This is a genomic window from Streptomyces scabichelini, from assembly GCF_011045015.1.
Taxonomy (GTDB): domain Bacteria; phylum Actinomycetota; class Actinomycetes; order Streptomycetales; family Streptomycetaceae; genus Streptomyces; species Streptomyces scabichelini.
Map to the genome: position 1 here is coordinate 16,528 of NZ_JAAKZY010000008.1, position 11,736 is coordinate 28,263.

General features: G+C 71.7%; 10 protein-coding genes and 1 pseudogene. 3 read left to right on the forward strand and 8 right to left on the reverse strand.

The window, feature by feature from the left end:
* Positions 1-122 precede the first annotated feature (122 nt).
* Positions 123-1,958: a gamma-glutamyltransferase gene (locus G5C60_RS04195; protein ID WP_165254810.1), complete on the reverse strand. Its 1,836-nt coding sequence runs from the start codon at positions 1,956-1,958 to the stop codon at positions 123-125.
* Between the two features lie 123 nt (positions 1,959-2,081).
* Between G5C60_RS04195 and G5C60_RS04200 the strand changes: the two genes are divergently transcribed.
* From G5C60_RS04200 to G5C60_RS52995, 3 genes and pseudogenes are all read left to right on the forward strand, one after another.
* Positions 2,082-3,023, forward strand: coding sequence for a LysR family transcriptional regulator (locus G5C60_RS04200; RefSeq protein WP_338145683.1), 942 nt, complete (start codon positions 2,082-2,084; stop codon positions 3,021-3,023).
* 265 nt (positions 3,024-3,288) lie between these two features.
* Positions 3,289-3,384 (forward strand): annotated as a pseudogene (locus G5C60_RS52990) (DUF6342 family protein); the annotation flags it as partial.
* Between the two features lie 88 nt (positions 3,385-3,472).
* Positions 3,473-3,589 (forward strand): DUF6342 family protein, encoded by a 117-nt coding sequence (locus G5C60_RS52995; RefSeq protein WP_338145688.1) that lies wholly within the window; start codon positions 3,473-3,475, stop codon positions 3,587-3,589.
* A 12-nt stretch (positions 3,590-3,601) separates the two neighbouring features.
* On the opposite strand, the gene G5C60_RS04205 is transcribed toward G5C60_RS52995, so the two are convergent.
* The 7 genes from G5C60_RS04205 to G5C60_RS04235 all read right to left on the reverse strand — a co-directional run bounded on the left by G5C60_RS04205 (position 3,602) and on the right by G5C60_RS04235 (position 11,735).
* Positions 3,602-3,778 (reverse strand): hypothetical protein, encoded by a 177-nt coding sequence (locus G5C60_RS04205; protein WP_165254811.1) that lies wholly within the window; start codon positions 3,776-3,778, stop codon positions 3,602-3,604.
* 93 nt (positions 3,779-3,871) lie between these two features.
* Positions 3,872-5,221, reverse strand: a complete 1,350-nt coding sequence (locus G5C60_RS04210) for a cytochrome P450 (protein WP_165254812.1) — start codon at positions 5,219-5,221, stop codon at positions 3,872-3,874.
* Positions 5,222-5,339: 118 nt separating this feature from the next.
* A complete protein-coding gene (locus G5C60_RS04215) occupies positions 5,340-6,593 on the reverse strand; it encodes a class I SAM-dependent methyltransferase (protein WP_165254813.1) in 1,254 nt (417 codons plus the stop codon).
* A gap of 2 nt (positions 6,594-6,595) precedes the next feature.
* Positions 6,596-7,075 (reverse strand): cupin domain-containing protein, encoded by a 480-nt coding sequence (locus tag G5C60_RS04220; RefSeq protein WP_165254814.1) that lies wholly within the window; start codon positions 7,073-7,075, stop codon positions 6,596-6,598.
* Positions 7,076-7,128: 53 nt separating this feature from the next.
* Positions 7,129-8,148 carry an NAD-dependent epimerase/dehydratase family protein gene (locus G5C60_RS04225; protein WP_165254815.1) on the reverse strand — a complete coding sequence of 340 codons (1,020 nt, stop codon included), beginning with the start codon at positions 8,146-8,148 and terminating at the stop codon, positions 7,129-7,131.
* 3 nt (positions 8,149-8,151) lie between these two features.
* Positions 8,152-9,120, reverse strand: coding sequence for a Gfo/Idh/MocA family oxidoreductase (locus G5C60_RS04230; RefSeq protein WP_165254816.1), 969 nt, complete (start codon positions 9,118-9,120; stop codon positions 8,152-8,154).
* 11 nt (positions 9,121-9,131) lie between these two features.
* Positions 9,132-11,735, reverse strand: coding sequence for a glycoside hydrolase family 3 N-terminal domain-containing protein (locus G5C60_RS04235; RefSeq protein ID WP_165254817.1), 2,604 nt, complete (start codon positions 11,733-11,735; stop codon positions 9,132-9,134).
* Position 11,736: the final 1 nt, after the last annotated feature.

Genomic DNA, 11,736 nt, shown 5'->3' on the forward strand with positions numbered 1-11,736 from the left:
CTTCGAGCGGTGCTTCTTCTGGGGTTCCATCACGGTAGCCGACGCTTTACCGGTATCTATTTCGGCCGCATTAAAAATGCGGATCTCATATGTTCCACGCTATCTTCGCGCTGCCTTCTTCACTACCTGCCGACGGCGTAACCCTGCATCCCGCGCGGGTTGGCCGCCGCCGACAGCACACCGGTTTCCGGATCGCGGGCCACTCCGCAGAGGCGGCCCTCCGACCAGGGAGTACTGACGGTTACGCGGTGTCCGCGACGCCTTAGACCGGAAATGACGGATTCGCCGATCCGTGATTCCACGGTGATGGTTCCCGGATGCATGTCACGTGGATAGAAGGAACTCGGAAAGCTTTCGGTGTGCCAGTTCGGGGCGTCGATGGCGCCTTGCAGATCGAATCCTCCCCGCACCTTTTCCCGCAGAGTCACGGCGAGGAAGAAATGCAGGCTCCACTGGTCCTGCTGATCGCCGCCGGGAGTTCCGAAGGCGAGCACCGGCGCACCGTCGCGCAGTGCGAGCGAGGGAGTCAAGGTGGTCCGCGGGCGGCGGCCCGGGGTCAGCGAGTTCGGCAGCCCCGGTTCGAGCCAGGCCATCTGCAGCCGGGTGCCGAGGGGGAAGCCGAGGCCGGGTACCACCGGGTTGGACTGGAGCCAGCCGCCGCTCGGGGTGGCGGCGATCATGTTGCCCCAGCGGTCGACCACGTCGAGGTGGCAGGTGTCCCCACGGGTGGCACCGTCCCGCCCCACGGTCGGCTCGCCGGCGCCCGCCGCGGCCGGACCGGGCCCGCCGGGTGCGGTGCCCAGCGCCTGCTTGGGGAGCCGCGGTGACCGGCCGTCGGGGCTGCCGGGCCGCAGCTCGAACGACGCGCGGTCGTCCGAGACCAGTGCCCGGCGGGCGTCGTTGTAGCCGGGCGACAGCAGTGTCTGGAGCGGGACGCTGCCGTCGCTGCCGGCGTCGCCGTACCACGCCTCACGGTCGGCCATCGCGAGCTTCGTACCCTCGACGAGGGTGTGGACGTACTCCGCCGTGCCGTACGCCGGTGTGCCACGCCCGCCCTCCCCGAAACCGCCGGGCAGCAGGGCGAGTTGCTGAAGGAAGACCGGGCCCTGGCTCCAGGGGCCGCACTTGGCCACCGTCCAGCCGTTCCAGTCGTACGTGACCGGCGCCTCGTACGCCGCCGCGTACCGGACGAGGTCGTCGCCGGTGAGGGTGCCGGTGTGCCGCTCGCCCGAGGTGTCCTTCGTGGGGCGGGCGGCGAACTCGACCAGGGCCTCGGCGATGAACCCCTCCCGCCACACCCGGCGCGCCGCCTCGATCTCCGCCTCCCTGCGGTCCGCTCCGGATCCGCCCGTCGCCGCCTTCGCCTCCGCGAGCAGCCGTCGCCAGGTGGCGGCCAGTGCGGGATTGCGCAGCAGGGCGCCGGGAGCGGGTGAGGTGCCGCCCGGGAGGTAGACCTCGGCCGAGGTTGTCCACTCGGTCTCGAAGAGTTCCCGTACCGCCTCCACGGTCTCGCCGACGCGCTCGACCGCCGGGTGGCCGTTCTCGGCGTAGCCGATCGCGTACGTGAGGACGTCGGCGAGCGTTTTGGTGCCGTGGTCGCGCAGCAGCACCATCCAGGCGTCGAACGCCCCCGGCACGGCGGCGGCCAGCGGGCCGGTGCCGGGCACCAGGTCCAGGCCGAGCGAGGTGTAGTGGCCGATGGTCGCGCCGGCCGGCGCCGGACCCTGCCCGCACAGCACGAGCGGCCGGCCGCCCGCCGGAGCGAGGATGATCGGCACCTCGCCCGCCGGCCCGTTGAGGTGCGGCTCGACGACATGCAGCACGAAACCCGCCGCGACCGCGGCGTCGAACGCGTTGCCGTCGTCTTCGAGTACGGCCATCGCCGCGGCGGAGGCGAGCCAGTGGGTGGAGGACACCATTCCGTGGGTGCCCTGGAGCGTGGGCCGAGTGGTGAACACGGGGTGAGTAAAGCCGGTGCGGGGGTGGGACGTCCAAGACATGCGTGACACCATTCCGATAGCAATCGGCTATGGGCGGATCGGCGAGTGGGTTGATCGGCGAGTGGGCGGGTGGAGCGAATCGTGGAACGCCGTCAGCTCGAATACTTCGTGGCGATCGTGGAGCACGGCGGATTCACCCACGCCGCACGGGCGCTGCACGTCGCCCAACCCTCGCTGTCCCGAGCCATCGGCAACCTCGAACGCGAACTCGGCGTCACGCTCTTCCACCGGGTCGGCCGCAATGCCGTACTCAGTACCGCGGGGGAGGCGATGGCCGACCGGGCCAGGCTCGTGCTGCGCGACCTGGAGGCGATGCGCGCGGCGGCACGGTCGCTCGGTGACGGTGCCGTCGGGAGGGTCGACGTCGCGGCCACGTCGTCCTCCGGCCTCGAACCCGTCACCAGCATCATCGCCGAACTGCGGGAGCGGCACCCCGGCGTCACCGTCAGCACCTCGTCCGCCATGGCCGCCGCCGAGGTGGTCGCCATGGTGTCGCAGGGCCGCTGCGAGGTCGGCGTCTGCGGCAGTGCGCAGCGCCCCGCGGGCCAGGGCCTGGTGGCCCACTACCTGCGCGACGAGGAGTTTCTGCTCGTCCTGCCGCCGGGCACACTCCCGGCCGGCGCCGGGCCGACCGTGCGGCCCGAGGATCTTCGCGGGATGCGGTTCGTCGTGACCGGCCCCGCGACGGCCGTGCGGGCGCTGTTCGACCGGTTCTCCGCCACGGTCGGCGACCTCACGGTCGCCGCCGAGGTGGGTGACCGCAGTGTGGTGCTGCCGATGGTGCTCAAGGGCATCGGCGCCGGCCTCATGCCGGACGGCTGGGCCGACCTCGCCCGCCGCGCGGGCGCCGACGTCTACCGGTTCTCGCCGCCGGAACGGCTCGCCCAGTGGCTCGTCCACCGCGCCGGACCCGTCACCGCCGCCACCCGCGCCTTCATCGACACGACGCTGTCCAGGGTCAAGGACAGGGCCGTGTCGGCCGGCGCGGACGCGGACGCGGACGCGGAGGACGCCAGTCGGTAGCCGCGAGGGACCGGTCAAGGGCGGCCGGTGAGGAATCCGGTGACCGCCCGTCGGTACACCTGAGGCTGTTCGGCGTCGATGAATGCGCTCGTCAGGGCCACCAGCCCGCCTCTCACTCCTGCACGTGGTGATGTCGTATGTAACCCGAACGCGAAGGATCTTCCATTGGGGAGCGGGCGCGTCTTGTTCGGGCTTCACGCACAGAACGACGCGGTTGTGGCCCGTGAGAAGAGATACGGCCCGCCGGGACTCGAGAGGAAGCCTCATGGCTGATATTGACCTCGGACTGGCGACGGACTGGAATGAGGGCGACACTCACGGCCGCATCAAGCTTCGACCGAACCAGGTCTACCCGAACTCTCCCAAGAAGGACGTGCTCATCAGCTCGCCGGTGAGTATCGAGCTGGCCGTGAACACGAACTTATCCACCCTCCCAGGAGGCGGACAAGATCTACTTCACGACCTACCACGGCCGGACAAAAAAGATCATCGCGGTACTCGACTCCGACGGCAACCTGCACATCGCCGGTCGTCTGATCACCGAGCAGAAGGATCTCTCGTACTGAGGACACGGTTGATCAGCCGCTCGACTTCGTTCCTGCGGGCGCCTGGACGGCCAACAGGTCGTGGACGTCGCCGCGTTGGCGGCCTTCCCGCTGATCTCGACGCCGGAAGGCACCGCCGTGCGCGCCCTCGTCGATCACGTACTGACTGTCGACGGCAAGCCGCCCCGAGTCGCGGTCCAGACCTCGCACGGCGCCGTCATCGGCCCCTCGTCCTGGCCGGCGCCGGAGCCACCCTGCTGCCGCGCCGGCTCACGGACGACGCCGCCGGCCGGGGCGCGGTCGTCATGCTGACCGAGTCGCCGTCGCCGTCGCCGTCGCCGTCGCGGGGGTGGGGCCGTCGGGGCGGACGGTGATGCCGTACGACGTCTTCGTCGGGGTGGAGGAGAAGGCCAGGGTGTGGGCCGGCAGCAGGTGTTCGAGCAGGACCGTCGATTCGCGGAGCGCGAACTGCAGACCGAGGCAGGCGCGGGGACCGATGCCGAAGGGGAAGTAGGCGCCCGGGTGGGCGGGCCGGCCGCCCGGGGTGATGAAGCGCCGGGGGTTGAAGTGCGCTGGGTCCGGCCACAGTTCGGGGTCGCGGTGTGTGAGGTACGGGCAGACCAGGATGTCGGTGCCCGCCTCGACGGTGTAGCCGGCGAGGGTGTCGTCCTCGGTGGCGTGGCGGGGCAAAATCCAGGCGGACGGGTAGAGCCGGAGCGTCTCGTGGACCAGAGCCTGGATGGCCTGGCGGCGTTGCGCCGAACCTTCGCCGCCGGCGGCGAGAGCCTGTTCGCGGGCGGCGGGGTGCTGGTCGAGGAGCAGATAGAGCCAGGTCAGGGTGGTGGCGGTGGTCTCGTGCCCGGCCGCGAGCAGCGTGACCAGCTCGTCGCGGATCAGCCGGTCGGTGTACTCGGGGTGCTCGGTGGCGGCGTCGATCAGGACGTGCAGCAGGCCGGGGCCGTCGGGACCGGCGGCCCCGTCGCGGGCGGCCTCGACGGCGTGCCGGGCGACCGCGTCGATCCGGGCGAGATCCGCGGCAACGGCGTCCTGGGCCTCGGTGACATCAGCGGGCAGTGTCGGCAGGGCGGTCGCCACGGCTGCCACGGCGGACAGTTCGCGCTCGGTCCCCTCATCGAGGGGGTGCCCGGTGAGGGAGCGCCAGATGGCGTCCAGGGCGAAGCGGCGCATCTCCCGCCCGACATCGAGGGTCTGCCCAGTACGGGCGTACGCGTCCCAGCGTTCTGCGGTGGTCCGGGCGGCCGCGGTGGTCCGCTGTTCGTAGCGGCGCATCCCGGTACCGGTGAACTGGGACTGCAACAAGCGGCGTTGGCGCTTCCACGCCGCACCGGTGGCGGCGAGGACTCCGTCGCCGATCAGCAGACGGGCGCGGTGGGAGCGCTTGACGTACCGCTCCGGGTGCCGGGCGAGTACGTGCTGGACCGCCTGCGGGTCGGTGACCAGAACGGTAGGGGCGGGGCCGAGGCGGAACGCGGCGATGCCGCCCGACCGCTCGCGCACCTGGGACAGCAGCTCGACCAGTTCGCCTCCCTCCGCGCGCCATCGCTTCACGAGTCCGGGATCGGCTTCGGGGACCGGCCCCGGCTCCCTTCCGGAAGCGTGCGGAAGGGAGCCGGGGCCGGCTTCGGGATCCATGATTCTTCTCCTGGTCAACCGCTGTGCCTGGCGTGACGGAGCCGGCACGACGGACTGGCCGGCACGACGGACTGTACGGGGGCAGGCACAGCTGGTGACAGCCCGCCTCCGGCGTCGTCTACTCGACGCTCAGTCGCGGGAAGGGGACGACGAACATGCCGCCCGCCCGGACGAAGTCGGTCAGGCCGGCGGTGATGTCGTCCCGGAAGTTCCAGGCGAAGAGCACGCAGTAGTCCGTACGCGCACGGTCGAGGGTGTCGGTGGGCACGACCGGGATGCCGGAACCGGGGACGTGGAGGCCGTGCTTGCGCGGGTTGTCGTCGACGATGTGGTCGATGGCGTCGTCGATGCCGGCCTGGGCCATCAGCGTGACCGCACGGGCCGAGGCGCCGTAGCCGGACAGGCGTCTGCCGCGGGTCCGCAGGCCGTGGATGACGTCGTGCAGGCCGGTGTTGACCCGCCGGGTGCGGGCGGCGAACGCGTGCAGCAGGGTGCCGTCGGTCAAGCCCGCGGCCTCCTCCCGGCGGAGCAGCTCCGTGACCGCGGGTGAGACGTCGGCGGGTCGCACGGTGTCGGCGGGGCGGAGCCAGCAGCGGATGGAGCCGCCCTGGGTGGGGATCTCCTCGACGTCGACGACGCTCAGGTCGTGGCGCTCCGCCGCGGTCCGCAACGCGTGCAGGGAGAAGTACGACATGTGCTCGTGGTAGATGAACTCGTACATGCCGGAGACGGCCATGGGGAGCAGGTGCGCCGCCTCCACCACGGCATGTGCCGTCGGTGCCAGGAGCCGGCGGACGCCCCGCAGCGTGCTGCCCAGGTCCCCCACGTGCGCCAGCACGTTGTTGGCCAGGACCAGGTCCGCCGGGCCCTGTTCGGCGAGGATCTTCTCGGCGACGGAGTCGTCGAAGTGCGTGGCGTAGGTGGGGATGCCGGACTCCTCGGCCTGACGGGCGAGGTCGGCGGCCGGGTCGACGCCCAGCACCCGCATGCCCGCGGCGGCGAACTCGCGCAGCAGCGTGCCGTCGTTGGAGCCGATCTCGACCACCGTCGCCCCCGGCGCCGGCCGGTGCCGGGTCATCAACTGGTGGGCGAGCGTCCCGTAGTGGCGCACGAGACCGGGTGCGGCGCCGGTCGCGTACTTGTAGTCGCGGAAGAGGAGGTCGCGGTCCACCAGGTCGGCCAGCTGCACATGGGTGCAGGCGGCGCAGCGCACCAGGCGCAGCGGGAACTTGGTGGCGCGCCGCGCCTCGTCCGCGGTCGGCGTGAGGGCGTTGGCCGGTGGGGTGGGGCGCAGCTCGAGGACATCCTCCAGTGCCGTCGAGTGGCACAGCAGGCAGGTTCCGGAGGCGGGGGCGGCGGTCGGCGCGCACATCGTCATCCGTTCCTCCGCTTCTGGAACTCGCCGGTGAGTAACTCGCCGATGCCCTCCAGGTACGGGGCGACCTCGGGGCGTTCCTCCAGGGGGTCGACCCGGACGATCTCGTCCTCGTAGCGGTGGCCGCGGCGGTCCCAGTCGGAGAGCGTCACGAAGACGGTGTGCTCGGGGAAGACGGTGGCGTGCGGTACGCCCTTGGGGCTGATCACCGACTCACCGGGGCCGACGTCGGCCACCGAGATCCCGCGGTCGTCGTCCTCCTCCAGGTAGATCATGCGGCCGGAAACGACGTACATGAGGTGGCTCTCGTTGAGGTGGTAGTGGTTGCCGCGTACGGAGCCGGCCTCCGACTCGATGACCATCGTCCCGGCCGTGTCGAAGTGGGGGAGCGCGGTGATCGTGCCGCGAAGGTCGGCGTGCACGGCCTCCGGGGGGATGATCTGCGCGGTGTCGGAACGAGTGGTGTGCTGGCTGGACAAACGGGGTCCTCTCCGAAAGGCGGTTGGTGTGTCGGTCGGGCCACGACGGTCGGTCAGGCCACGGCGGGCGAGTGGGCGTTCCAGTGGAAGTCGGCGTCGAGGTCTCCGACGGTGCGCTTGGCGAGCAGCCATTCGCGTCGGTCGGTGCCGGCCCAGCCGTCGCCCGCGTCGCGCAGGGGGTGGCGAAGCCGGTGCCGGTAGACGTCGACGACCTCGCGCAGGCCGTCGGCGGCGGTGCAGGTGGAGCGGAACGGCTCGAAGGTCGCGTGGAACTTGTCGAAGCAGACGGCGTAGCTGCGGTTGTCCGGTGCGACGGTCCTGATGACGGTGACACCGGGCAGGAGTTCGCGCATCATCTCGACCACGTCGACGAGGCGGTGGTTCTGGTCCGGGAGGCCGACGTTGAAGACCTCGCCGCCGGAGTGACCTCCCGCGTCCAGGACGAGGCGGACGGCGCGGGCCGCGTCGCGCACATGCAGCAGGGGCCGCCACAGCAGGCCCTCGCCGTTCATGCGGATCTCGCCCCACCGGCTGGCGGTCAGGGCGATGCGGTTGACCATGAGGTCGCTCCGGAAGGACGGCGAGTCACCGAACAGGGTCGCGAAACGCAGCGCGACCGGGGCGAACGACTCGTCGGCCAGCCGCAGCACCTCATGCTCGGCCATCACCTTGCTGGTGGCGTAAGCGGTTTCCGGGGCGACGTCGTCGGTCTCCGTCAACTCGCCGTCGCGCGCCGCCCCGTAGACGCTGCACGAGGAGGCCAGGACGTACGACCGGATGCCCAGCGCCTTCGCCAGCCGGGCCAGGCGCACGGGTGCCTGGGCGTTGATCTGGTGCGTGGCGGCCAGGGAGAGTTCGCCGCAGGCGTCGTTGCACAGGGCGGCGAGGTTGACCACCGCGTCGCACCCCGCCAGGTCGTCGCGGGTGACCCGCCGGACGTCTTTGCGGGGCTGTGCCGGGGCGGTGTCGAAGTACCCCGTGTCCAGACCGACGACCTCGTGTCCGTCCCGCAGCAGCGACTGCTCCAGAACGGCACCGAGATATCCGCGGTTCCCCGCCAGGAAAATTCTCACAGCTCACCTCGTAAGGGTTCGGTGATCGTTGTGCCGTGCTGCCGAGTCGAGCCTCACCAGCAGGTCGGTGACCACCCTGTCCCGGCTGACGCAGTCGTGTGGGTCATATGGGTTTTGTGGGTCACGTGGGTCGTACCGCCTTGTGTCGTCGCCGCGTGACGCGACGGCCTCAAGGAAGTCGCGGATCTGGCACAGCAGGGGCTCTTCGGCCGCCTCGAACACCCGGTTCCGGCGTACGTCGAGCAGCCGCCGGTCCCGCCACACGGCGACGAGCTCGGTCCCGTCGTACAGGCGGATGCCCTTGTGCCGCACCCCGGCGTCCGAGGACACGCTGACGTGTCCCCGGCCGTCCCGCATCGGCAGGTCGACCTCGACGGTGGCCGTGCCGGACGGGCCCCGGCCGACTCGTACCGAGGAAGTCGCGAGGTGCTCGGCGGCCACGTCGCCGAGCAGGCCGGCGATGCTGAAGACGTGCGGGAAGTACTCCCAGACCAGGTCCGTCACACCCGTGCCGGGAGCCGGCCTTGTCCAGGTGAAACGCCAGTCGGGGGCGGTCAGCCGCCGGGCCGTCGTGGCGAGTCGCCGCAGGCTCTCGTCGAAGCAGTGCGTGTACCCGGTCCGCAGGACCAGCCCGCGGCTGTGCGCCTCCGCCCGCGTCCGTTCCAGGTCGGCCCGGTTCGTCACGGCCGGCTTCTCCACCAGGACGTGCAGTCCACGGCGGAGGCACTCCAGCGTGATGTCGGCATGCGCATGCCGTGAGGTGACGACGGCGACGGCGTCGAGGGGACGGTCCAGTGCCTCGGTGAGGGAGGTGGTGTGCCGCACGGCCGGGTAATGGGCGGCGAGCCACCTGGCGTCGTCGCCGTGATGCCGGGAGTGGCACACGGCGACCGACGCCCCCAGTCGCGTGGCGATCCTCAGATACTGACGTCCCCAGGAGCCGATGCCGACAAGAGCCAGCCTGGGCCGCACGGTTACTCCCTTCACCCCTGGGGGACGCGCCAGCCGACGTCCGCGATCTCCAGCAGCGCCGTGCCGTCGGTGTAGAGCATGAACGGCACGTCCACGTGGCGCAGATCCATGCCGACCGCCGCCAGGTCCGCGAGCGGGACCGACACCATGGTCCACTCCCCCTTCGCCGCCGCGCGCAGCCTCGGCGCCAGGTCCACGCCCGGCTGGGCGGGGTAGTCGTCGTGGCAGGCCAGGAACAGGGCGGCGGAGGGCGGCTCGAGCACACGCGCGCGAAAACGCACATGGGCGCCGGCGTCCAGGTGGCCGCGCAGATCGGCGGGTGTGCCGGTGGGCGACTCGGCGTAGACAAAGGCCGGGTAGCCGGTGAAGCGCAGCCGCAGCCCGGTGCCCTCGGCGGGGGCGGGCACGGGGTCGGCGTGCACGACGAGGCACCGCATCGGCCCGGTGAGCGAAATGTCCTCGCGGGACCAGGTGTTGTGGCCGCCGACCCGCAGCCGGTACGGCGTGCCGTGGGCGTCGAGGACGCGGAGCGGGCCGTCCGCCGGGGGCGGCGGCGGGGCCGGCTGGGGTTCGTCCGGCGGCAGGGGGCCGACGCCGGGGGCCGGGTCGTGCAGGGACAGGCCGTGGCCCACGGGGAAGAGCGGGGTGTGCCGGCCCTCCGGAGCGGTCTCCTCGGCGGGTACGCGGTAGTCGGGCAGGTGGGACGGGATCCGGTTGACGGCGGCGGAGTCGCGGGTGCGGGGCCAGGAGGACGGCAGCCGGCCCTGGAAGTCGTACGCGGCTGATCCGTCCGGGGCGGCGAACAGCACGTCGGTGATGCCCTCGGCGTACGGTCCGGGCAGCCAGGCGGTGACGAAAGCCGCCGAGAGGTTGATCTCCTCGGTGCAGTACAGGGGCCTTCCGGTGAAGAAGACGGTGACGGCGGGCAGTCCTGCGGTGTGCAGTCGGCGCAGCACGTCCAGGTCGCGGGCGTAGGAAGTCTTCAGGTCGGCGTAGCCGAGGGAACGCCAGGGCTTGAGGGTGCCGCGCATCTCGGCGTACGAGTCCTCACCGAGGGCGACCACGGCCACGTCGAAGGCGGTGGGGTCGGTGTGCTCCAGCGCCGCGTCGACGGTGCAGCGCTCGGTGCCGACGACGGAGCGGACCGCGTCCGCCAACGTGGTGCCGCCGGGCAGGTCGGCGTGGTCCACGTCGTCGCCCTGCCAGGTGACGGTCCAGCCGCCGCACTGCTTGCTCAGGTCGTCGGCGGCGCTGCCGGTGACCAGCACCCGGGCGGTGCGGGACAGGGGCAGCAGGCCGGGGGTGTTCCTGAGCAGGACCAGTGACTTGCGGGCGGCCTCGCGGGACAGCGCCCGGTGCTCGGCGCAGCCGACGACCGGAGCCTCGGCACGCGCGAGGGCGCGTTCCCGGGGACGGGCCTTCTCCCACAGTCCTGCGCGCATCTTCACGCGCAGGACGCGGGAGACCGCGTCGTCGATGCGGGCCATCGGGATGACCCCGTCGCGTACGTACCGCACGGTCGTCCGGTGCACGCTCTGCCAGGCCTCGCGGCCGGCGATCATCAGCACGTCGAGGCCCGCGTTGATCGCGTAGCCGGCGTCCCCGGCGGAGCAGCCGGCGACCTCGGCGTGCGCGTCCCAGTCGCTGAGGACGATGCCGTCGAAGCCGAGGGCGTCCTTGAGCACGTCGGTCAGCAGGTAACGGCTGCCGTGCACCTTGTCGTTGTACGGCTCGGCGCGGCCGGGGGTGTGGTTGTAGTTGGCGGGGTTCTCCCAGCTGCTGAAGGAGACCATCACGCTCTGCGCGCCGGCCTCGATGCCGGCCAGGAAGCCCTGGGCGTGGATGTCCCTGAGCACCGCCTCGGAGCAGCGGGCGGTGCCGCGGTCGCCGCCGTTCTCGGTGCCGCCGTCGGCGATCCAGTGCTTGAGGGTGGCGAGCGCCTTCCCGTCGGTGCGCAGCGCGGCGACATCGCCCTGCAGGCCCTCGACCATGGCACGGCCGTAGGCGTGGACGAGGGCGGGGTCCTCGCCGTAGCCCTCGTAATAGCGGCCCCAGCGTCGGTCGCGCGGGGTGGTGACGGTCGGGGCGAAGGTCCAGTCCATGCCGGTGGCGGCCACCTCACGGGCGGTGACCTCGCCGATGCGCCGCACCAGGTCGGGGTCACCGGCCGCGCCGAGGCCGATGTTGTGCGGGAAGACCGTGGCGCCGTGCACATTGTTGTGCCCGTGCACGGCGTCGGTGGCCCACATGAACGGGATACGGAAGGGCCGGTCCCGCCAGCACTCCTCGGCCGCCGTCCAGAAGCCGTCGACGGTGTCCACCCAGTCCCGGACGGTGGCGTGGCGCCTGCCGCCCGGCCAGATGCCGGCGCCGTTGAGCGCCGAGCCGATCCGGTAGTCGCGTACGTCCTCGGGGGTCAGTTCGGCCAGCTCGGGCTGGATCATCTGGCCGACCTTCTCCTCCAGCGTCAGCTGCCCGAGGATCTCGGCCACCCGGCGCTCGACCCCGGGGTCGAGCGGAATCGCCGAAGTGAGCCGGGGCCACCGCGTCAGCGGCCGCAGGGCGGGCAGCCCGGTGGCTCCGGGTGCCCCGGTGCTCCTCGTCACGGTCGTCACG

Coding starts and splice junctions, on each gene's coding strand:
- G5C60_RS04210 (WP_165254812.1), bottom strand. CDS start 5,221: ATGGATCCCGAAGCCGGCCCCGGCTCCCTTCCGCACGCTTCCGGAAGG.
- G5C60_RS04215 (WP_165254813.1), bottom strand. CDS start 6,593: ATGTGCGCGCCGACCGCCGCCCCCGCCTCCGGAACCTGCCTGCTGTGC.